At 46.8% G+C, this 21,184-nt stretch carries 19 protein-coding genes and 5 tRNA genes; 14 read left to right on the forward strand and 10 right to left on the reverse strand.

What is annotated here, in order from left to right:
* The first annotated feature begins 38 nt into the window (after positions 1-38).
* From GJB59_RS04500 to GJB59_RS04520, 5 genes are all read left to right on the forward strand, one after another.
* Positions 39-112, forward strand: a tRNA-Trp gene (locus GJB59_RS04500).
* 20 nt (positions 113-132) lie between these two features.
* Positions 133-208, forward strand: a tRNA-His gene (locus GJB59_RS04505).
* A gap of 67 nt (positions 209-275) precedes the next feature.
* Positions 276-349: transfer RNA gene (locus GJB59_RS04510), tRNA-Cys, on the forward strand.
* A 9-nt stretch (positions 350-358) separates the two neighbouring features.
* Positions 359-442 (forward strand) — tRNA-Leu (locus GJB59_RS04515).
* 262 nt (positions 443-704) lie between these two features.
* Positions 705-788, forward strand: a tRNA-Leu gene (locus GJB59_RS04520).
* A gap of 291 nt (positions 789-1,079) precedes the next feature.
* Here GJB59_RS04520 and GJB59_RS04525 read toward each other — a convergent pair.
* From GJB59_RS04525 to GJB59_RS04540, 4 genes are all read right to left on the reverse strand, one after another.
* A complete protein-coding gene (locus GJB59_RS04525) occupies positions 1,080-1,607 on the reverse strand; it encodes a hypothetical protein (RefSeq protein WP_142828669.1) in 528 nt (175 codons plus the stop codon).
* A 309-nt stretch (positions 1,608-1,916) separates the two neighbouring features.
* Entirely contained in the window at positions 1,917-2,369 is a 453-nt protein-coding gene (locus GJB59_RS04530) for a hypothetical protein (protein ID WP_142828671.1), read from the reverse strand.
* Positions 2,353-3,186, reverse strand: coding sequence for a DUF3100 domain-containing protein (locus GJB59_RS04535; protein ID WP_142828672.1), 834 nt, complete (start codon positions 3,184-3,186; stop codon positions 2,353-2,355). Before GJB59_RS04535 ends, GJB59_RS04530 begins: the two co-directional genes overlap by 17 nt.
* Before the next feature lie 46 nt (positions 3,187-3,232).
* Entirely contained in the window at positions 3,233-4,429 is a 1,197-nt protein-coding gene (locus GJB59_RS04540; protein ID WP_142828674.1) for a M20 family metallopeptidase, read from the reverse strand.
* A gap of 175 nt (positions 4,430-4,604) precedes the next feature.
* Here GJB59_RS04540 and GJB59_RS04545 point away from each other — a divergent pair, with 175 nt between their 5' ends.
* The 3 genes from GJB59_RS04545 to GJB59_RS04555 all read left to right on the forward strand — a co-directional run bounded on the left by GJB59_RS04545 (position 4,605) and on the right by GJB59_RS04555 (position 9,060).
* On the forward strand, positions 4,605-7,286 hold the full coding sequence (locus GJB59_RS04545) for a cation-transporting P-type ATPase (RefSeq protein ID WP_142828676.1): 2,682 nt from the start codon (positions 4,605-4,607) through the stop codon (positions 7,284-7,286).
* 35 nt (positions 7,287-7,321) lie between these two features.
* On the forward strand, positions 7,322-7,822 hold the full coding sequence (locus GJB59_RS04550; protein ID WP_142828678.1) for a VOC family protein: 501 nt from the start codon (positions 7,322-7,324) through the stop codon (positions 7,820-7,822).
* 158 nt (positions 7,823-7,980) lie between these two features.
* Entirely contained in the window at positions 7,981-9,060 is a 1,080-nt protein-coding gene (locus GJB59_RS04555; RefSeq protein WP_142828680.1) for a C45 family autoproteolytic acyltransferase/hydrolase, read from the forward strand.
* Between the two features lie 20 nt (positions 9,061-9,080).
* Here GJB59_RS04555 and GJB59_RS04560 read toward each other — a convergent pair whose 3' ends face one another.
* On the reverse strand, positions 9,081-10,127 hold the full coding sequence (locus tag GJB59_RS04560; RefSeq protein ID WP_142828682.1) for a C45 family autoproteolytic acyltransferase/hydrolase: 1,047 nt from the start codon (positions 10,125-10,127) through the stop codon (positions 9,081-9,083).
* Positions 10,128-10,415: 288 nt separating this feature from the next.
* On the reverse strand, positions 10,416-11,078 hold the full coding sequence (locus tag GJB59_RS04565; protein WP_142828684.1) for a B3/B4 domain-containing protein: 663 nt from the start codon (positions 11,076-11,078) through the stop codon (positions 10,416-10,418).
* A gap of 65 nt (positions 11,079-11,143) precedes the next feature.
* Here GJB59_RS04565 and queG point away from each other — a divergent pair, with 65 nt between their 5' ends.
* The 3 genes from queG (at position 11,144) to GJB59_RS04580 (ending at position 13,406) form a co-directional block, all read left to right on the forward strand.
* Positions 11,144-12,289: a tRNA epoxyqueuosine(34) reductase QueG gene (gene queG / locus GJB59_RS04570; protein ID WP_142828686.1), complete on the forward strand. Its 1,146-nt coding sequence runs from the start codon at positions 11,144-11,146 to the stop codon at positions 12,287-12,289.
* A gap of 9 nt (positions 12,290-12,298) precedes the next feature.
* Positions 12,299-12,772, forward strand: a complete 474-nt coding sequence (gene trmL, locus GJB59_RS04575; protein ID WP_142828688.1) for a tRNA (uridine(34)/cytosine(34)/5-carboxymethylaminomethyluridine(34)-2'-O)-methyltransferase TrmL — start codon at positions 12,299-12,301, stop codon at positions 12,770-12,772.
* 325 nt (positions 12,773-13,097) lie between these two features.
* The gene (locus GJB59_RS04580) at positions 13,098-13,406 is read left to right on the forward strand and encodes a hypothetical protein (protein ID WP_142828690.1); all 309 of its coding nucleotides are present in this window, start codon (positions 13,098-13,100) and stop codon (positions 13,404-13,406) included.
* 39 nt (positions 13,407-13,445) lie between these two features.
* Here the strand turns inward: GJB59_RS04580 and GJB59_RS04585 are convergent, their stop codons facing one another.
* Entirely contained in the window at positions 13,446-14,747 is a 1,302-nt protein-coding gene (locus GJB59_RS04585; RefSeq protein ID WP_142828692.1) for an NCS2 family permease, read from the reverse strand.
* 150 nt (positions 14,748-14,897) lie between these two features.
* On the opposite strand from GJB59_RS04585, the gene GJB59_RS04590 reads away from it, so the two are divergent.
* Positions 14,898-15,728, forward strand: coding sequence for an aldo/keto reductase (locus tag GJB59_RS04590; RefSeq protein WP_185960081.1), 831 nt, complete (start codon positions 14,898-14,900; stop codon positions 15,726-15,728).
* A gap of 37 nt (positions 15,729-15,765) precedes the next feature.
* Here GJB59_RS04590 and GJB59_RS04595 read toward each other — a convergent pair whose 3' ends face one another.
* The 3 genes from GJB59_RS04595 to GJB59_RS04605 are packed head-to-tail and all read right to left on the reverse strand — an operon-like array spanning position 15,766 to position 17,564.
* Positions 15,766-16,611: an RluA family pseudouridine synthase gene (locus GJB59_RS04595; protein WP_142828694.1), complete on the reverse strand. Its 846-nt coding sequence runs from the start codon at positions 16,609-16,611 to the stop codon at positions 15,766-15,768.
* Positions 16,612-16,665: 54 nt separating this feature from the next.
* On the reverse strand, positions 16,666-17,136 hold the full coding sequence (locus tag GJB59_RS04600; RefSeq protein WP_142828696.1) for a thioredoxin family protein: 471 nt from the start codon (positions 17,134-17,136) through the stop codon (positions 16,666-16,668).
* Positions 17,133-17,564 carry a disulfide oxidoreductase gene (locus tag GJB59_RS04605; protein WP_142828698.1) on the reverse strand — a complete coding sequence of 144 codons (432 nt, stop codon included), beginning with the start codon at positions 17,562-17,564 and terminating at the stop codon, positions 17,133-17,135. The genes GJB59_RS04600 and GJB59_RS04605 overlap by 4 nt, the downstream gene beginning before the upstream one ends.
* Before the next feature lie 132 nt (positions 17,565-17,696).
* Here GJB59_RS04605 and GJB59_RS04610 point away from each other — a divergent pair, with 132 nt between their 5' ends.
* On the forward strand, positions 17,697-19,241 hold the full coding sequence (locus GJB59_RS04610) for a carbon-nitrogen hydrolase family protein (RefSeq protein WP_142828700.1): 1,545 nt from the start codon (positions 17,697-17,699) through the stop codon (positions 19,239-19,241).
* A 190-nt stretch (positions 19,242-19,431) separates the two neighbouring features.
* Positions 19,432-21,132 (forward strand): phospho-sugar mutase, encoded by a 1,701-nt coding sequence (locus GJB59_RS04615; protein WP_142828702.1) that lies wholly within the window; start codon positions 19,432-19,434, stop codon positions 21,130-21,132.
* The last annotated feature ends 52 nt before the right edge of the window (positions 21,133-21,184 follow it).

Here is a 21,184-nt window from a genome sequence, read left to right on the forward strand (position 1 = left end):
GTTCGGCAGTTCGAATCTGCCCCCCACCACCAGTTTTTAGGGGCATAGTTTAACGGTAGAACAGAGGTCTCCAACACCTCCGATGTGGGTTCGATTCCTACTGCCCCTGCCATTTTTAAAATTTTTATGTTGGCGGTCGTGGCGAAGTGGTTAACGCACCGGATTGTGATTCCGGCACTCGGGGGTTCAATTCCCCTCGTCCGCCCCAAGTTATTAATGGGGTATAGCCAAGCGGTAAGGCAACGGGTTTTGATCCCGTCATGCCCTGNATTTTTGGCGGCATAGCCAAGTGGTAAGGCATGGGTCTGCAACACCCTTATCACCGGTTCGAGTCCGGTTGCCGCCTCCATAATGTTTTGCCGGCGTGGCGGAATTGGCAGACGCGCGGGACTCAAAATCCCGTTCCTTCACGGGAGTGTCGGTTCGACCCCGACCGCCGGTATCATCAAAGGGCCTGCCTGCCCTTTATAAACCCCTTCACTGTGAGCAATCATAGTGAAGGGGTTTTTCAATGAATAAAAACTAATTTGAGTGCATGTTCTATAGTAAGGTAAGAAATCCGCAGCTCTTGGCTAAAGTGGAATCTAAAGATCCTGGTTTTAAATTAATAACTGCAAATGCTGCAAAACAATTTTATAGTAATAAAGTATTGGCGAGTGAAATAAGATGTGCTATAATAATTCTTGTCCGCTAAATCAATACTTGCCGGCGTGGCGGAATTGGCAGACGCGCGGGACTCAAAATCCCGTTCCTTCACCGGAGTGTCGGTTCGACCCCGACCGCCGGTATACGCAATACGCCATAAAGAAAGGCCTTGACTTAAATGTCAGGGCCTTTTTCTTTTGCTCCATATATTGGAACTGAAGTAAAAACTGTATGCCAGGAAAGGGTTCCTTGTAATGCTGTTTATCAGGCACTTGCTAGCATTCTGGTTTAGACAGCTAAGCAGAATAGCCGATGCCGCAATTTTACGTTAGAATTGGCTTTTGATAGTTTACAAGGGCAATAAAAATGTACCGGTGTAAAGTTTGCTTTACACCGGTACATTTGTTATCTCATAACATTGAAAATCTATTTTGTTATTCAGCATACTGACAGCTTACACGCTTGTTCTCCGGTGAGAACATTCCGTCTGGATTCTTTTTAAAGAGCCATGCGTGCAAGTCATAATGCTGACCTTCAGAACCGTCATGGTTATCCATCGGTCCTTGGAATTTCTCCTTGAATAATTTTGGAGTCTTATCAGTTTCTTCTGCCGGTACATACCATTCAGCTGCGACTAGCTTGTAGCTGCCATCTTTCAGTGGCTCATAAACCAAGATTTCTGGTTTTTTGATGCGAAGTTTCGCGTCATCTGCTCGGCTCGGTTTGACTAGATGAATTCCCATATTTGGCACACAGGCACCAGGTACTAATCCAACAAATCCTTCGTCTAATGCAACATCAATGTCCCGGTACTTCTTCAGTGCTTTTTTGCTGATGGCTAACTCCTCCCGTACACTGAACTCATGATCATCTCTGCCGTCATGGTGTGGATGGGCTGCAACACTGGACATGGTGGACAAACTGAGAAATGCGACCATGGTAGCGACGACAAACTTCTTCATTTTAATTCCTCCTTGATAAATATATGATATATGTATCAAGAAAATGTTATTTTCATCATCAATTATAAACCTTTATTTGTAAAGTACAATAGATAAAATAAAAAAAGTCCATTTATATTTTATATAACTAGATTGCGTTAATTCAAACCCATAAATTGGAAGCAAGTTCTTTTAAAAAGTTTACACTCACGTAAGAATCTGCTGAAGGGAACTGAGTACTTTTAATGAATATTATGTACGCTTCCATAACAAAAGAAATTAAAAGGCAGGCGCAAAAGTTTTAAACTTTGCGTCTGCCTTTTAGTGGATTTAAATGATTCCTTGAAAGCGAAGAATGACTTCGGCAATAACGGCTGACCCGAGGAATGTGCCTAGCAGGACGAACATGCCGATGACAATGGTTTTCCAACCCAATTGCACAAAGTCGAACCACGAGCGGCCAATGGATACGCCTGCATAAGCTAAGATCGGCGTGGCAATGGCCAAAAGGTTGACCTCAGTCGTATACATGACAATCTGCTCGGCTCCAGGCATGCCGGGAATTGTCAAAATTAGGCCGATAATGCCGATATAAGCGATACTGGGCAGCTGGAAAGGAAGCAGGCGGTGAACTATCAATCCGGCAAGGCTGATACCGATCAGGATGGCTATTCCGGGGAGCGCATTCCAAGGCAATACATCATAGCCTATCCAATTTCCCGTCAGCATGATGGCACCGATGATTATGAAGACCAAAACCCATTCCTTAAGACTTTTTAACATAGTTTACGCCCCCTTTCGCCGCTTTTTCTTTTTTCTCTTTATTTTTTGATAGGATTTCATACATCTTGACGGTCAATGGCAAACCGACAAAAATACTCATATATAAGCCGGTCACTGAAGAAATCAAGTTGCTGACTCCTGAAAAGGCGGTTAGCGTTTCACTCATCTCAGGAAATGCAGCGACTAGGGGACCGAGAGAAGCAGCCGCCATACTGCCGCTGCCGACGCCTGTTGCCATGGCAAACGAAATCGGATGCAAAGGTGTTACGGTCGCCAAAAATCCTGAAATCAATCCGATGAAAATCGATCCGAAGACGGTCCCGAAAATATACATGGCCATCACGCCGCGCCCTTCAGGAGAAGACAACCCGTATTTATCGGTGATCAAGGCAAGGTTGGCTTCTCGGCCGATGGAATGTGTCATGCCGATGCTTTCTCTTTTAAGCCCAAGAAATACGGCTAAAGGCAATGCCAGGAAAATGGTTCCGAGATTCCCGAATTCCTGAAGCAATAAAGCAGGTCCCGCTTCAATAATCTGTGGCAGTGCAGGTCCTGCCTGTACGCCAAACTTCGCGATCAATACAGAAACTGAGAGGAATACCAAGGGTTCGGCATTGATTGATTGTTTATCGTTTACCAATGGAGTGAAATACAAAGCCAAGCCGATTACCACCGCATATAGCATCGGCAGCAAAAGGATGGTTCCAGGTCCAAGGGGAATAGCGAATGTACCAATCGATTCGGTTACAGCGACAATTGCCAAAACAATAACATGCAATCGCCAATCTTTCCACAACTTAAGAGCTTGTTCGCCCATTTAGCATCTACTCCTTCTGTGTGGGAGAACTTCTCTCCATCAATGATCAGCTTGCGTTGACAGCGGGTTGATCTTTTTTCGTGTAGTTTAATGCAGCTGCTCCTAAAACTTTCGCGGCAATCAAGAGGGCTCGTTCATCGATATTGAATTTAGGATGGTGATGCGGATAGGCTTCACTATCTTCGGGGCTTTTAGCACCGGTAAAGAAAAATGTTCCCTTTTTATGTTGGAGGTAATAGGAAAAATCTTCACCGCCCATGATTGGTTCTGTTTCTCTGACGTTCTCTACACCAGGAACAGAAGGTGCGAGAGCCGCTACAAACTTTGTTTCTTCTTCGTGGTTGACCGTGGTCGGGTAGCCGCGGGTATAGGTATATTCATAATCTGCACCTGAAACAAGGCAGGTTCCTTTGATGACGCGGTCGATTTCCTCTTCGATAAAGTTGCGGATATCCTCTTTGAATGTCCTCACGGTTCCAACCATTTCGGCGGTGTCTGCGATGACGTTGTAAGGATTTTTTGCTTCAAAACTGCAGATGGAAACGACAGCCGATTCTAAAGGGTCGATTCGGCGGCTGAGGATCTGCTGAAGGTTGTTGATCAGCTGTCCGCCAATTACGATGCTGTCTTTCGTATCATGCGGACTTGCGCCATGTCCGCCTTTCCCCAGGATTTTGATATCGAAGCGGTCTGGAGCGGCTTGAAGCGGACCTGATCGATACCCAATTTCCCCCAAAGGCATCTGTGCTTGAAGATGGGTGCCGAAAATGACGTCGACATCTTCGAGGCAGCCATCTTCGATCATGGCATTCGCGCCGCCTGGCGGCAATTCTTCTGCGTGCTGGTGCAAAAACACTATTGTACCTTCAATATCCGCCTGTATGCTGTTTAGCGCTTTTGCCAAACCGAGCAAGCTGGCAGTGTGGCCATCATGTCCGCAGGCATGCATAACGCCTTCATTTTTGGATTTATAAGGGACATCGGTTTGTTCTTGAATGGGCAATGCATCAAAGTCAGCCCGCAAAGCGATAGTGGGGCCGGGTTTGCCGCCTTTCAAATAGGCAAGTACACCGTTTCCGCCAACGTTTGTTCGAACCTCATGACCCAGCTTTTCATGGAAAAGGGCAATGTACTTAGCAGTTTCCACTTCTTCAAAAGATAACTCTGGGTATTCATGAAGATAACGTCGAATATCTACAATCTCACCATATAATTCATCAAGCTTTTCAAATAGTTGATTCACTGGAATCCCTCCTACGAATTAATATTCCCATCCTATCATAATTATTCAACTCAAACTATAAGAAATATATGGAAAAAAGGAAAGATTCAGTTTAGAATAGGCGACATAAGAAAATCTATTAACCTTATAAATTAGCGCAGCCGTTTCTATTTCCACTACCTGAAGGAGGATAATTATGAAAACGGAAAACTGGTACGGGATAGGCGTTGCGGATTTACTGAAGATTTTCAAGACAGATTCGGACACTGGCCTGAGTGAAGAAGAGGCTGCAAATCGCCAGGCGGAATTTGGGCCGAACGAGCTGCCAGAACCCAAGAAAGATCCGGCACTCATCAAGTTTTTCAAGCATTTCAACGATGTGCTTATTTATGTGCTGCTCGGTGCCGCTGTCATCACTTTCTTTTTGGGGCATTATGTCGATACAGCTGTAATTTTAATGGTTGTGGTCATCAATGCAATTATTGGCTATATCCAGCAAAGCAAAGCGGAAAAGGCATTGGACAGCATTCGGAAAATGCTGTCATTGAAAGCGACAACTCTTCGGAATTCGGTTAGAAGGGAAGTGCCGTCAGCCGAATTGGTACCTGAAGATATTGCGGTGCTTACGGCAGGTGACAGGATTCCTGCTGATATCCGGATTTTGGAAGCGGACAATTTGAATGTGGAGGAATCTTCACTGACAGGTGAATCAACAGCGGTCGAAAAAAATTCGGCTGTGCTGCCGGATGATACCGGATTGGGTGACCGTCTGAATATGCTGTTTGCGGGTACAACAGTATCCTCTGGTTCAGGAACGGGTATTGTTGTTGCGATCGGAGCAAATACCGAGCTTGGGAAAATCAGCTCTTCAATGGAAGAAGTCGATCAATTGCAGACCCCACTGTTAAAGCAGACGGCGGCTTTTGGAAAAGTGATTTCACTGATCATTGTCATCAGTGCAGCTGTAATGTTCGGCATCGGTTATGTGTTCCATGATTACGAAACAGCCGATTTGCTGTTGGCAATTATCGGATTGACTGTAGCAGCGATTCCCGAAGGTCTGCCGGTCGTATTGTCAATAATTTTGGCGCTTGGCGTACAGCGCATGGCGGGAAAAAATGCCATTGTCCGCAATCTGCCATCTGTTGAGACTCTTGGAGCTGTCACCGTAATTTGTTCGGATAAAACAGGCACATTGACGAAAAATGAAATGACTGTCACTTCGGTGATGCTAAAAGATAAAGAATTTTCCGTGACCGGAACCGGTTATTCACCAACAGGAACGATTCTTCACGACAAAAAATCAGCAATTCTGGAAGATCATCCAGATTTGCTGGAATTTTTAACGGCTGTTAAAACCGTGAATGAAGCACATTTAAGATGTGATGAAGAAGGCCAGTGGGTGATCAGCGGAGATGCGACAGAAGGCTGTCTCATCACACTCGCAGAAAAAGCGGAGGATGCTGTAGAGCGACTTCCAATTCTGTCGAAGATCCCATTTGATTCAAGCTATAAATACATGGCAGCTTTGGTCGAAAATGGAGGGAGTAAATGGATTTATGTAAAAGGGGCGCCAGAGCGTTTATTGAAAATGGCCGATTTGGAATCCTCTTCTGGAGAAGGGACGGAGTGGCATGAAAAGATGTATCAGCATGCTAATAAAGGAGAGCGGCTAATGGGAGCTGCTGTAAAAGGAGTCAGCACTTCCAAACTCTCCATTGATCAGGAGGATATGGAATCCGGATTCAATCTGATCGGATTGGCAGGAATCATCGATCCGCCAAGGGAAGAAGTCATCGAAGCGATACAGCAATGCAAGAAGGCCGGGATCATCGTGAAAATGATCACTGGCGACCATAAAGATACAGCGGTGGCAATTGGGGCTCAGATGGGCATAGGAGACGGCAAACGCGTACTTGAAGGCAGAGAGCTGGATCGGATGGATGACCAGCAATTGACGCATGCAGCATTGAATTACGATGTCTTCGCGCGCACCAGCCCAAACAACAAGCTGCAGTTGGTCAAAGCGCTGCAGGCTGAACATCATGTTTGTGCGATGACCGGTGATGGTGTCAACGATGCACCGGCTTTAAAACGCGCGGACATTGGTGTGGCAATGGGGATAAAAGGGACGGAAGTATCGAAGGAAGCAGCTGGCATGGTGCTGGTGGATGACAATTTCAGTACGATTGTCAATGCCGTGAAAGAAGGCAGGCGCGTTTATGACAACCTGAAAAAGACCATCCTGTTCATTCTGCCGACAAATGTCTCGGAAGGCGCATTGATCTTTGTCAGCATTTTGTTCGGTACCGCTTTGCCTTTGACGGCAGTCCAAATCCTTTGGGTGAATATGATTTCAGCGGTCACCATTTCCTTAGCAATTGCTTTCGAGAAATTGGAACCAGGAGCAATGGAACGGCCTCCGAGAAAACCGGATGCGAAGTTGCTGAGCCCTTATTATATTTTCCGCGTCGCTTTTGTTTCACTCATCATCTGTGGTGGAATCCTATTAATGAATATGCTTTTGGCAGACCAGCAGGTGGATCCGGCGATCATCAATACGATGACGCTGCAGGCATTGGTGATGTCGCAATTGATGTATTTATTCAATTGCCGGAGCGAAACAGAGTTTGCGTTAAGCCGAGATTTTTTCTCGAATAAAATTGCGTTCTTGGTATCGGGTATCCTGGTTGCTGTGCAGCTGGCTGTTACCTACGTGCCGTTTATGAACATTCTGCTTGGAACCGTTCCATTGGAAGTGCAGTTTTGGACATGGCCGATTGTAATTGGGATTTCAGTGTTTATTATCGTGGAACTGGAGAAATGGATTGTCCGCCAGTACAGAAAATCGGAAAAAACCCTTAAAACTGATACATAGCCACTGCAGTTTTAAACGGGAAGAAGGAGAAGAATGTGGACAGCAAAATTCAAAAAATCACACCGAATTTATGGTTTGATATGAATGCTGAGGAAGCGGTCAATTTTTACACAAGGGTCTTCAAAAACTCAAAAGTCGGACGTACGAGCTATTACACCTACGCTGGCAAGGAAATTCATGGCATAGACGCAGGGAAAGTTTTGACAATCGAGTTTCAGATTGAAGGACAGGACTTTCTGGCGTTAAATGGCAGTCCGGCGTTTCCATATACTGAAGCGGTTTCGTTCATCATCAATTGTGAGTCTCAGGACGAAATAGATTATTACTGGGACAAACTGACCGATGGCGGTGATGAAAAAGCGCAAGTCTGCGGTTGGCTGAAGGATCAATTCGGAGTTTCCTGGCAAGTGGTGCCAACTGAGTTGAATAGCATGATTGTCGATGCAGACACAGAAAAAGTAGAGCGGGTTATGGAAGCGCTAATGCCAATGAAGAAGCTGGATCTGAACGTATTGCGGCGCGCCTACGAAGGATAACAACGAAGTGCAGTGGCTGTTCCTGTCTTATGAGTCCATAAGGCAGGATTTTTTGTGTTGTGGCTCCCGGGATCTTCAGAACGGAGCTTTTGAGTTTCGTTCTGGAAATGTGTATGCTGAAACATAATAGGTAATTCTGCAGAACAAAGGAGAATTTGATGAGACCTATACATAGCGACATTTTGGAATTTAGAGGAAGCCATTACGATTTTGGGTTTAGGCAAGGAGAGATTTTAAAAGACAGCATCACTCTGGACAATCGTACTAAGCAATGGAAGGCGAAAAGGCCGAGGTTTGAAATAGATGTACAGGATACGCAAAATGCCTACCGCAAGTTCGCGCCGGGAATCTGGGATGAACTGACGGGTCTTCAGGAAAGCCTCCAATTGCCAATGGAAGATGTGCTGCGAGATTTCGGGGGCTACCGGATCGATGCGATGCCTTCCGGCTGTTCGATTGTTACCGGAACAGACTTCATGGTCCGCAACTACGACTTTCATCCGCAAACCTACGAAGGGCGGTTTAGCCTGTTTCAGCCAAACGACCAGGGGTACGCTATTATCGGTCCAACTTCCCGCATTACCGGACGAATGGACGGCATGAATGAAAAAGGGCTGGCCATGGGCTATAACTTTACACACCGGAAAAACCCTGGAGATGGATTTGTCTGTTACCTGATTGGCCGCATCATTTTGGAAACTTGCTCCAACATCCAGGAGGCAGTGGCATTGCTGAAAGAGATTCCTCATCGTGGATCGTTCAGTTACATTGTGACCGACCCAAGCGGTGAAACACGTATCATTGAAGCAAGCCCTCGCTCGGTCGACGTTCGGGTCAGCAATGCCTGCACCAATCATTTTGAAATCCAGCAGCACGAAAACCGCAATTACCTGAAAGATTCGTTTGACCGCCTGGAAGCCATACACAACCAGCAAAACGAAACAGAAGATGCACTGCAGGCATTCCGTCTGTTCAACGATACAGAGAAGGGTGTGTTTTCAAAGTTGTATAAAAGCTGGGCAGGGACTATACATACGTCCCTTTATTTGCCGAAAGAAAAAAGCGTCTGGTTCGCGATTGGCGGAAATCAGCAACCCACAGTTTTCAATTTTGACAGCTGGCTGCAGGGAAAAGAGTTAAAAGTTCAGAAAATACACGGCGCGGTGGATACCGACATCGGTTTTGCCCATGTGGACAGACAGTTTCCAACTAAACAGGAAAAAGGCGCCAGCATTTAAATTGCTGGCGCCTTTCGTTTTTACAGTTCAACCATATGTGCAAATGGCAGGTGCGTATCGATTTTTCCGTTGATGCGTTTGGCGTAAAGCCTTTCGCCCTGCAGCCATTTTTCGAAATCGAGCATAAGCGGCAGTCGGTCAGGTCCTATAGCAAACCCGACTTCCAGGCTGTGCTGGAAATAAGAAGCGGTATGCAGGGTGCCGGATGCCGTACTGTATTTTTTCGAGAAGACGCCTTTATCGGAGTCATTCAACAGCCGAAAAGCGCTGTACGCATCGATTTGGTTTTGCTGCTGCGCAAGCATTGCTTGCTCTCTTCTGCGTGAGTCGTCTGTCTGGTAGCGGTTTTCCTCCACCAGCAGTTCAAAATGGTTGGTGGAAACAGCTGATTCACGTACCACCACTGAACGCGGCGAAGCTTCGACAACGACCGATTTTCCAGTGCGGTCCAATAGCACATAGCTGAAGGAACGGCGATGCGGCAGTTCTTCCAGCAACGCCACTGCATCACCAATAGTGGCACAGTTTTCCAAAATCAGGCGGCCGATCATATTGCAGATAAAACCGTCCTCAGAATTTCGGCGGTTGATGAAATTATAGCCCATTACCAAGCCTTTTTCATTCATGCCGTCGGTGCGGCCGGTAATTTGCATGGTTGGTCCGATGGTCGCAAATCCGCCGTCTGTCGGCTGATACAAGGCAAATCGCCCTTCATAGCCTTCGGGGGAACTGTCGTAATTGCGGACCATAAAATCGGACTCGGTGTAAATTGAACAGCCGCTCCTTGTGTATTCCAGGTAATAGCCGCCGAACTCACGGATGGCATCATGCATCGGCCAGTCCAGGGCATCGGCCAGACCATTTATTTCTTCCCAAACTCGCGGAGCTAAAGTTATCAATATGTTTTGTGCGCGTTGTTCGTCTATGATCAAATGGCGGCTGGAAGCTTTGCGCTGCTTTTTGCGGTTGGGGAGAATCAATGACTCTTTCAGCAATTCTCCCTGCATCCGGCCAAAATCGTAATGGCTTCCCCGAAACTGGACAATGTCGCTATGCACTCGTTTCATGTATGGATCCCTCTTTTATTCGTCAATGTAAGAAGAGTTTACTGCATCGCAGTGGGAATAGAAAAGAATATGCCTGCAGGATGGAGTTTACTATAGTGGGCAAGTTATTAGATGCTGCTTAGCTCCTGTACGCGCCGATGCTGGGGAATTTATAGCTTAAAAACGAGCTGAAATTAGCTGCGAAGAGAGAGAGAAGAAATTCCATTCAAACAATACCAAAAACTGGTTGGATAAATAAAAGGCCGACGCTCTGTTTTCGTAGAGCGTCAGCCATTCTATATTTTAACGTTAAACTACGTAAAACTCCGCCTCTCCACCGTTGATGCCGGTAAACATATTGGAAGCGGCAGTCAAGAGCTGCAAAGCGGTATCTCTTTCCGTGGAAGGGCGCAGGTAAAAGATATGTAAGGCATTTTTTGTCTGTTCGGTGACAGCTGTCCGTTTCGAATCAACATAGGGACTGCCAAATGCACCTTCCGTATCTTTGGATACGAGAATGCCGGTCAAGGTATTGACGCGGTTATTCAAACCTTCGTAGCGGTCTGAACTAGTCGCAACGGCAATTTCAACATCGCCTTTAATTTTATCCGCATCGTACAGCCCGAGCGGAATTTCGTATTGCAGCGACAGGAAACTGTTCATGTCTATGGCGGAATTGATCGTTGACAAGTAATTTTGTTTTTTGATCCGCCGGTAAAGCGCTTCTGCAGATGGCCGGTAACGGCTAGGGTCAGCCCCCAATGCTTTCCAGATCAACTGCCATTCGAGCAGTCCAGGAAAATCCGTCAGGTCTTTATCTTCCAAATCAAAATACAGCTGCTCCTGAAAAAGCTGGAGGCGGCCTTTTAACATTTGAGGTGACTCGGAAACGGTGATATTGTTATAATGAATGATGCCAATTTTAAAATCGCTGAGCGTTTCATTTATTTGAGGATCGATTGTCAGTTTCATTGCAATCTTCCTTTCGCGTAAGGGTTTTTATTATCGTATCATAGAATTGAGTGAGGGGTTACGACATGAATCTTGATCAATTTCAAAAAGAGCTTGTTGCGTATGCCTCGGAGATCGGAATTGATAAAATCGGCTTTGCATCAGCAGAACCTTTTTATAGCTTAAAGCATCAATTGATTCGCCAGCAGCAGTTGAATTACCAGTCGGGGTTTGAAGAGTCAGATATAGAAAAACGGACGCGGCCCGATCTGCTGCTGAATGAAGCAGTTAGTATCATCGCCATTGCCATCGCTTATCCAACACGGATGGCGGATGCACCGCAGGGTGTGAAAGGTGCGCGGCGAGGGATTTTTTCCCGGTCGTCCTGGGGCAAGGATTACCATGCGGCCCTTAAAGAGCGATTGACGCTTCTGGAAGCATTCATTGCGGCGCATTACCCGGAAGCGCGTATGCGGTCAATGGTGGATACAGGAGAGCTGTCTGACCGGGCAGTGGCAGAACGCGCCGGCATTGGCTGGAGCGCGAAGAATACCAACATCATTACGCCGGAATTTGGTTCGTATGTGTATCTCGGCGAGATGATCACCAACATCCCGTTCCGTTTTGATGAGGCCATGGAAGACCAATGCGGCGACTGCCGGTTGTGCATCGATACGTGTCCGACAGATGCAATTGTTGAAGGCGGCCAGTTGAACGCTCAGCGCTGCATTTCGTTTTTGACGCAGACAAAAGGCTTTCTGCCGGATGAATTTCGCGGCAAGATCGGCAACCGGCTGTATGGCTGTGACACGTGCCAGACCGTGTGTCCGAAGAACAAGCGCAAAGCCAATCGGATCCATGCTGAGTTCGAGCCGGATCCGGAAATCGCAAAGCCGCTGCTTGAGCCCCTATTGACCATTTCCAATCGGGAGTTCAAGGAAAAGTTCGGATATGTGTCCGGTTCGTGGCGGGGCAAAAAGCCGATCCAGCGAAACGCCATATTGGCGCTGGCGCATTTCAAGGAAACGTCTGCAGTGCCTGCGCTGATCAATTTACTGGTGAGCGACGAACGGCCGGTCATACGGGGGACGGCGGCCTGGGCAATCGGCAAGATTGGAACAGCCGAAGGCCTAGAGGCGCTAAAACGTGCACAGCAGGAAGAAAAAGATAGAGAAGTTCAAGAAGAAATTCAAAAAGGATTGGCATTTTTTGCTGAAAGATTGAAAGGATAAGTGACAGATTTGGCTATTCATATTGTGTTGTACCAGCCGCTGATTCCAGCGAATACAGGAAATATCGCGCGTTCATGCGCAGGGACGGGAGTAAAACTGCACCTGATCCGTCCGCTCGGATTCTCCACGGACGATAAGATGCTGAAACGTGCCGGACTTGATTACTGGGAGCATGTCGATATTCATTATTACGACGGCCTGCAGGAGTTGTTTGACAGCTATAAGGATGGGGATTTTTATTATATTACGAAATTTGGTGCACAGCCGCATACATCATTCGACTACTCGGACAGAGAACGGGACCATTTCTTTGTGTTCGGACAGGAAACCAAAGGCTTGCCGAAGGAATTGATCGAACAAAATCCGGATCATTGCCTGCGCATTCCGATGAATGACAATATCCGTTCGTTGAATTTGTCGAATACGGCCGCCATTCTGATGTATGAAGCCTTGCGCCAGCAGGATTATCCCGGCCTGGAATAGAAAAAAGGACAGCGGATTCCGCTGTCCTTTTGTACTATTCTCTTTCGTTTGTTCCAGGCTTGTCATCGTATCCAGCAGTGAAAATAGCTACCAGGAACGAAACACAAATACCCAAAATAAGGATTAAGTTCATAATAATGACCTCCTTGAAATGTGCATCTTTGTTTAGTATAGCCTACCACAGGGAAAAATGAAATATGCAACATCCACTGAAATGTGGATAATTTCTGTCGGTGCGAAAGTTAGTCGACGGAAAGAAAATGAAACTTTTTCGATGTTCGTCCGTATACAGTAGATAAGAAAGTTAAAGAAGAGATGATAATAGATGAAAATGAAAATTTCTGTCGCTTTGCTGTGGATCACGGGTCTGGCTGAAGCGTTTCTAGCGATTCCATTAATTGGCGGAGGCTTTGTCATCAGCACCGGCTATTCGGCTTTAGGTGTCATGTTTGTACTTCATGCGATTACATTGTTCTTCTGTTTCCGGGAATACTCACCGAAATCAGGGTCGATTCTTGGGATCATTACAAGCGTGATCGCCTGGATTCCAGGTATTGGCTGGGTGTTCCATTTGATTACAGCAGCCGTCTTGCTGATTACTGCAGCAATGACAGGCAACAGAGCACGCATCTAAAAAAAAACCGCCTTTTGGCGGTTTTTTTAACGCAATAATTTAATGGGGTGCAATCAGCAATTGAATGACAAACAAGACAGCAAATACATACAGGATCGGATGAACCGATTTGCCTTTCCCTTTGAACACTTTCATCAACGGATAGGAAATAAACCCGAAAGCAATACCGGTTGCGATGCTTGAAGTTAGCGGCATCGCCAGGACAATGAGAAATGCAGGGAAAGCTTCGTCGAATTTTTCCCACTCAATGTGTTTTACTGCGCCAATCATCAAACTTCCGACGATGATCAATGCCGGTGCTGTTATCGCGGCCACATTGGATAGGGCGCCGACTAATGGTCCGAAAAAGGCGGCGATGATAAACAGAACAGCAACCGTCAAACTGGTCAGCCCGGTGCGCCCACCTGCTGCAACGCCTGCAGATGATTCCACATAAGCTGAAGTTGGGCTTGTCCCGACCATTGCGCCCGCTGTAGCAGCCACAGAGTCAGCGAGCAGCGCTTGGCGCATTCTCGGCATTTTATTGCCTTTCATCAAGCCAGCCTGCTTGGCTACACCGATCATCGTACCGGTCGTATCAAACAAGGTTACTAATAGGAATGAAAAGACGACGCCGTAAAGGCCGAATTCAATGACCAATTGGAGCGCTTCGATCGGATTCCAAATTAGGATGCCTTCAGGCAATGATGGAAGCTGCATCAAGCCGCCTTCAAATTTTAATTGGCCAGTGAAAAAGGCGACGATACCGGTAACGATCATTCCGTAGAAAATGCCGCCATGAATGTTTAAAGACATAAAGATGACGGTAATCAGCAAACCGAGCAGCGTCAATGCAACCGGTGGGGAAGTCAAATCTCCCAAGCCGACCAGGTTGGCTTCATTGGCGACAATCAAGCCGCTCAGCCGCATGCCGATAAAAGCAATAAACAGGCCGATTCCAGCTGTGATGGCATGCTTCAGGTTTTCAGGAATTGCCTCGATCAATACTTTCCGCATTGAAGTCAACGACAGCAAGACGAAAATGAGGCCAGCGATAAACACTGCCGCGAAGGCAGTAACATAGTCAATGGCACCGTCTGAACCCAGCACCATGGACGTAAAATAGGCGTTCAAACCCATGCCCGGCGCAATGGCAATTGGGTAATTGGCGGCTAACGCCATCCAAAGGGTACCGATGGCAGCCGCAATGATGGTCGCCAAAAACACTTGGTCAAACGGGACACCCGCAGCGCCTAAAATGACAGGATTGACAATGACGATATAAGCCATGGTCAGGAACGTCGTCATTCCCGCAGTAATTTCAGTCTTTATAGTAGTATTATTTTCTTTTAAATGAAACATAAAAAAGCTCCTCCTAAAACACGAACAATTTTAAACAACAAAACATATATTATTCGTTTTATTATCAGAAAGCAAGGGTCTTACAAAAAATCCTTAAAGTCGAATTTATCTAATTTTATTTGTACAATAAAATAGAGAGGATGATGAATAATGAAATTAGCGATCGACTCGACAAAAACATTACATAATGGTGTAGAAATGCCGCGCTTTGGTTTAGGCGTATACAAAATGACCGATAAGGAAGCGGCCGTAGAAGCGATGATCACGGCAATTAATGCAGGCTATGGAGCAATTGACACAGCCACAATTTACGACAATGAGGCGGAAGTGGGCGAAGCGGTGCGGAACTCCGGCGTTAAGCGGGAAGAGCTGTTTATCACATCTAAAGTCTGGAACACTGACCAGGGATACGATGAAACGCTTCGTGCATTCGAAGCTTCCTTGAAGCGCCTTGGCTTTGATTATTTGGATCTTTATTTGACGCATTGGGCGATTGAAGGCAAATACGTGGACACATACCGCGCCATCCAGCGCCTCTATGATGAAAAGCTGGTCCGTTCAATCGGCGTTTCCAACCACCAACAGCATCATTTGGAGAAACTTTTGGCAACGGCCAACACCAAACCGATGGTCAATCAAATCGAATTGCACCCTCAACTGACGCAGGTTCCGCTTCGCAGCTTTTGCGCCGATCAGGACATTGCGGTAACGTCCTGGTCTCCATTGGCACGCGGCCGGCTATTGGAAGATCCGGTGCTTTCGGAAATCGCCAGCACTTATGGCAAGACGATTGCGCAAGTCATCATCCGTTGGCACCTGCAAAGCGATCTGATCGTCATTCCGAAATCCGCAACGCCTTCGCGCATTAAAGAAAATGCGCAGGTATTCGATTTTTCGTTGACGGAAGAAGAAATAGAACTTATTGATGGACTGAACCAGGACTGGCGCAGCGGCACACATCCGGACGATATTAAAGCATAAGAAAAAGCAAGTTCCTTGAAAAGGAACTTGCTTTTTCTTATCTTGCCGAATCTTCCACGACCACTTTTTGATTGGTGAATGGGTGGATGAACGACATGCGGAACGCGTGAAGATGGTAGGCACCGTCCTGAGTGGACGGTCCTTCGTATAACGTATCTCCGACAATCGGATGGCCGATATGGGCAAGGTGGGTGCGGATTTGATGCGTACGTCCCGTTTCAAGCGTCAGGTGAAGCAAAGATTTTCCTTCCATCTGCTTCAACAAACGATAATGCGTCACGGCGCTTTGGCCCGTTTGGGAAACCATGCGGCGAGTCGGGTGATGGCGGTCGCGGCCGATCGGGAAATCGATGGTGCCGGATTTGTTATGGACTTTGCCTTTGACGACAGCTTCGTAATCACGAACCAGCTGTTTTTGTTCCAGCATGCGGTCCAATACGTTTTTAGCGACAGGATGCTTCGCGACCATTAACAGGCCGGACGTTCCTTGATCGAGGCGATGGACGTGCTCACCGTACGATCCGCCATTGCGGATGATGTGGCCAAGGATGGCGTTGATGAAGGTATCGGTTTGGCCGACTTCGTTTGGATGCGTCGCCATGCCTTTCGGTTTGCGGGCAACGATAAAGTGATCATCTTCAAAAAGGACCGGCAGCTCGACATCGTGTTTCGGCTCATACGGCGAATCAGCAGGCGGCAAGTCGAACTGCAGGACAGTTCCCGCCGGCAATGGCTCTTTCCAGACCACTTCCTGGAATTTTTCATTTTTGACGCTTTTGGCCATGCGCATTTGATGGACCACTTTCTTGCCAAGTCCCCATTCGGTTCTCAGCAATTCTTCGACGGTCATGCCGTCATCTTTGATTTCGTAACTCCAAGTCATCTGGTTTCCTCCATAAAAAAGGATCATGCGCCAGGCACATGATCCTTTTGTCAGTTATTTTTTAACTACATCAGTGAAAAATTGTTCAATATTCTCTTCTGGCTGAGCGCCGACCCAACGTGAAACTTCTTCGCCATTTTCGTAATGGACCAGTGTTGGTGTTGCTTCGATGGAGTATTGCTGCCAGCCCTGTTCATACTCTAACAGATTATACTGCAAAACGTCTACATCCATATCTTCAGCCACCGGCATCAAAACAGGTGTGGTCTGCTGGCAGTATTCGCAAGTCGGGCTGAAGAAATAAACCGTAGTCGGCTCGCCGCTGGCAATCTGTTCTTCCAGTTCAGAAGGAACAACAATGTTTTGGTAATTTTCATCGTCCAATTGATCGATCGTTGCCTGTTCGAGATCTTCTGTATCGTACGGGTTATCCGCCATTTTTTCATCGTTCGCCTGGCTTGTCAAAAAAATGATTCCGGCGAAAATGACAACGACAATTCCCGCGATGATTAAAAGTTTTTTCATTTTTGCTTTTCCTCCTTAAGGGACTTCAGTAAATACAAGCTCATTCCGGCAATCAGAATAAATGCAGTCAATGCCAAAAATGGAATGGTGATAAAGCCGAGAAGATTGATGTATTCTCCGGTACATGGAACTTGCCCGCAGGATGGTGCGGAATCTGCCAGAAAATCGAGTTTCTGCAAACCGTAATGGTACAGGGAGATCCCTCCGCCTACAATGGAGAAAATCAGTGTGGTTGTTGCGATCCGCACATTTTTCTGGACATAGGCCACGCCGATGACGATGACAAGCGGATACATGAAAATGCGTTGGATCCAGCAAAGGTCGCAGGGGGCATAACCGCGAATTTCAGAAAAATAAAGCGAACCCGACGTGGCAATGAGTGCCACCACCCACATGGAAAGCAAAACATTTTCCTGGCGTTTCGTCATTTGGTGTTCCCTCTTTTCAAAAAATACTTCCATAGAATTATAATTGTTATCGGTATACAAGTAAAATAATATCAACCTGAACAACTATGCTATATAATAAAGTTTGAAACTTTTGTGAAGGAGAGCTGTACTGTGGCAGAGCAATTCGATTTATCCCATTTCGAAAAAAGCATGATCATTCGCGAAATGAATTATGCAGATATAAATGCAATTCTTGAAATGCAGCGTTTATGCTTTCCTGGAATGGATCCATGGAAAGAAGAACAATTAAGAAGCCATTTGGGTGTTTTCCCTCAAGGCCAGATGATCGCCGAATTGGACGGCACAGTTATCGGCTCATGTTCAAGTTTGTTGATTAACTTTGATGAATACGACGACCGCCATACCTGGGACGATGTAACAGACGCCGGGTACATCACCAACCATAATCCGGACGGCTATAATATGTACGGCATTGAAGTCATGGTGCATCCGGAATACCGTCGCATGAAAGTCGGGCAGCGTTTGTACGAAGCCCGCAAGGAACTCGCCCGCGAACTGAACTTGAAATCCATCATCATCGGCGGACGCATCCCGAATTACCACAAACACGCGGATGAAATGTCGCCGCGGGAATACGTCGATTCGGTATCGCGCCATAAAGTATACGATCCTGTATTAACATTCCAGTTGATGAACGGCTTCCAATTGATGCGCATCAACCCGAACTACCTGCAGGACGATTTGGCATCCGGCAAATATGCAACATTGATGGAATGGAACAATGTCGATTACAAGCCGATATCCAAACGCCATTTCAAAACAAGTTTGCCGGTCCGGATTTGTGTCGTGCAGTATTTGATGCGCGCCATCAAATCATTCGACGACTTGGCAAGCCAGGTTGAATACTTTGTAGACGTCGCTTCAGATGCCCATTCAGATTTCGTTGTATTCCCCGAAATCTTTACATCGCAGCTGATGTCATTCCTCAACGAGCCATCGCCAAGCCAGGCCGTGCGCAAACTGACTGAATACACGCCTCAGTATATCGAATTGTTTACCGACCTTGCAGTCCGCTACAACGTCAACATCATCGGTGGATCGCATTTCGTCAAAGAAGAAGACGACGAAATCTACAACATTGCATATCTGTTCCGTCGGGATGGTTCGATTGACAAGCAGTACAAAATCCACATTACGCCAAACGAACGCAAGTGGTGGGGGATTTCTGCCGGAGATTCCGTCCGTGTCTTTGATACCGATTGCGGAAAAATCGCCATCCAGATCTGCTACGACATCGAGTTTCCTGAACTCGCCCGCATTGCAACAGATATGGGAGCCAATATTATTTTCACGCCATTCTGTACGGAAGATCGCCAAGGCTATCTGCGTGTCCGTTATTGTGCACAGGCACGTGCAGTGGAAAACCAAATTTATACCGTCATTTCCGGAACGGTCGGCAACTTGCCGCAAACCGAAAATATGGATATCCAATATGCTCAATCGGGCATTTTCGCTCCATCCGATTTCGAGTTTGCACGTGATGGAATTGTCGGAGAAACCAATCCAAACCTTGAAATGGTGCTGATCGGGGATGTCGATTTGGAGATCCTGCGCCGCCAGCGCCAAAACGGGACGGTCAAGCAATTAAAAGACCGCCGCCACGATGTTTACCGGGTAGAATACAAAAAAGATTAATCACAGCCGCTTCCGTAAATGGGAGCGGTTTTTCTTTGGAATATTTGGTAAAATGAAGATTAACCAAAAGAATTTATCTTAATAGGGCGGATCCGGCATAACTTCCGCAGGAATGTGTGATTGTTTTGTAGAATAGCTACAGGTGAGGATCAATAGTTAAATTTATATCACTATAGATGGGGGAATGTATATGTCATGGAAAGAACGCATCAAACGCTGGTTGGACCACGAAGGATTAGATGATGAAACACGGCAATCGCTGAATGTGCTGAAAGAAGATGAAAAGTTGGCGGAAGACGCCTTCTATCAGGATCTGGTTTTCGGTACCGGCGGAATGCGCGGTGAAATCGGACCCGGCACAAACCGGATGAATGTTTATACCGTGCGAAAAGCTTCACAAGGCATTGCGGATTACATAAAACATAACGGCGTGCAGGCGATGGCACGCGGAATTGTCATCGCTTATGACAGCCGCCGCATGTCTCCGGAATTTGCGGAAGAAGCAGCCCGGACTTTTGCTGCGAACGGCATCCATACGTATTTGTACAGCAGCACACGGACGACGCCGCAGCTTTCCTTCAGCGTTCGCTACTTGAATGCATTTATGGGCATTGTCATCACGGCCAGCCATAATCCGCCGGAATACAACGGCTATAAAGTCTATGCGGAAGACGGCGCCCAGTTGAACCTGGAAGATGCTGACCGCGTTATCGACTATGTCAGCCGCGTCGAGGACGAGCTGGCCATTGTCAACGAAGGGTTTGACGAGTCGCTGCTTGTGCGGATCGATGAAAAGTTGGATGAAGCTTATCTGGCCAACGTATTGACCGTTCAGGAGCATGACGCAAGACCGATTTCTGCAGTCTTTACACCGCTTCATGGAGCTTCCGGTGCAACAGTCAAACGGCTGTTGGATCATGCGGGCTATGATCAGATAACGTATGTGACCGAACAGATGGAGCCAAATGGTGAATTTCCGACGGTCAGCTCTCCAAATCCGGAAGAAGCTGAGGCATTTGAATTAGCTGAGGAATATGGCAGAAAATCTGAAGCCGACTTGCTGATTGCCATCGATCCGGACGGAGACCGCGTCGGCATTGCAGTCTGGAGCGGGCGGCATTACGAGTTGCTGAGCGGCAATCAGACCGGAGCGATACTGATAGAATATTTGATGAGCCAAAAGCAGATAAAAGATACCTTGCCGGCAAATGGCCGAATCTTTAAAACCATTGTTACCTCGGAATTCGGCCGTGTCGTGGCTGAATCTTATGGAATCGGCTGCGAAGATGTCTTAACAGGCTTCAAATTTATCGGGGAAAAATTACGGCATAATGATGCGGACCCGCAATTTGAGTTTTTATTCGGATACGAAGAAAGTTACGGCTATTTGATCAAGGACTTTGCCCGGGACAAAGATGCGGTGCAGGCGACTTTATTGCTGGTCGAAGCGGCATCCTTCTATAAGAAACAAGGCAAAAACCTCTATGATATTCTGATTGAGCTGTACAACCGTTTTGGCTGGTACCGGGAATCGCTGGTATCCGTCACCAAAAAAGGCATCGAGGGTGCACGTGAAATCACCGCGCTGCTGGAAGACTTGCGGAAACAGCCGGTTCAGGCGCTTGCCGGCATTGCTGTTGTATCGATTGAAGACTACGAAACCCAAAATCGCAGTTTTGTCGATCTGGGTACTAATGAAAAAATCGAATTGCCGCAATCGAATGTCATCAAATACTTCCTGGAGGACGGCTCGTGGGTGTGTGTTCGCCCAAGCGGCACAGAACCGAAAGTGAAGTATTATTTCGGCATCACGGCTGCAACCCAGCAGGAAAGCGACGAAAAGCTGGAACTTCTGAAAAAATCATTTTTGGAAGAAGTCAATAGCCGTTAATTTAACCAGCTCCCTGAAAAGGGGGCTTTTTCTTACTAGTAGGGCTGCTTCC

It is taken from the genome of Planococcus soli (genome assembly GCF_016881065.1).
In the GTDB taxonomy this organism is placed as follows: domain Bacteria; phylum Bacillota; class Bacilli; order Bacillales_A; family Planococcaceae; genus Planococcus; species Planococcus soli.

Bases quoted from the DNA above. Each gene is read 5' to 3' on its own strand.
- GJB59_RS04615 (WP_142828702.1), top strand. From the start codon at position 19,432: ATGTCATGGAAAGAACGCATCAAACGCTGGTTGGACCACGAAGGATTA.
- GJB59_RS04565 (WP_142828684.1), bottom strand. From the start codon at position 11,078: ATGAAACTGACAATCGATCCTCAAATAAATGAAACGCTCAGCGATTTT.
- GJB59_RS04600 (WP_142828696.1), bottom strand. From the start codon at position 17,136: ATGAAAAAACTTTTAATCATCGCGGGAATTGTCGTTGTCATTTTCGCC.
- GJB59_RS04560 (WP_142828682.1), bottom strand. From the start codon at position 10,127: ATGAAACGAGTGCATAGCGACATTGTCCAGTTTCGGGGAAGCCATTAC.
- GJB59_RS04530 (WP_142828671.1), bottom strand. From the start codon at position 2,369: ATGTTAAAAAGTCTTAAGGAATGGGTTTTGGTCTTCATAATCATCGGT.
- GJB59_RS04605 (WP_142828698.1), bottom strand. From the start codon at position 17,564: ATGACGAAACGCCAGGAAAATGTTTTGCTTTCCATGTGGGTGGTGGCA.
- GJB59_RS04580 (WP_142828690.1), top strand. From the start codon at position 13,098: ATGAAAATGAAAATTTCTGTCGCTTTGCTGTGGATCACGGGTCTGGCT.
- GJB59_RS04535 (WP_142828672.1), bottom strand. From the start codon at position 3,186: ATGGGCGAACAAGCTCTTAAGTTGTGGAAAGATTGGCGATTGCATGTT.
- GJB59_RS04555 (WP_142828680.1), top strand. From the start codon at position 7,981: ATGAGACCTATACATAGCGACATTTTGGAATTTAGAGGAAGCCATTAC.
- queG (WP_142828686.1), top strand. From the start codon at position 11,144: ATGAATCTTGATCAATTTCAAAAAGAGCTTGTTGCGTATGCCTCGGAG.
- GJB59_RS04525 (WP_142828669.1), bottom strand. From the start codon at position 1,607: ATGAAGAAGTTTGTCGTCGCTACCATGGTCGCATTTCTCAGTTTGTCC.
- GJB59_RS04590 (WP_185960081.1), top strand. From the start codon at position 14,898: ATGAAATTAGCGATCGACTCGACAAAAACATTACATAATGGTGTAGAA.
- GJB59_RS04585 (WP_142828692.1), bottom strand. From the start codon at position 14,747: ATGTTTCATTTAAAAGAAAATAATACTACTATAAAGACTGAAATTACT.
- GJB59_RS04545 (WP_142828676.1), top strand. From the start codon at position 4,605: ATGAAAACGGAAAACTGGTACGGGATAGGCGTTGCGGATTTACTGAAG.
- GJB59_RS04595 (WP_142828694.1), bottom strand. From the start codon at position 16,611: ATGACTTGGAGTTACGAAATCAAAGATGACGGCATGACCGTCGAAGAA.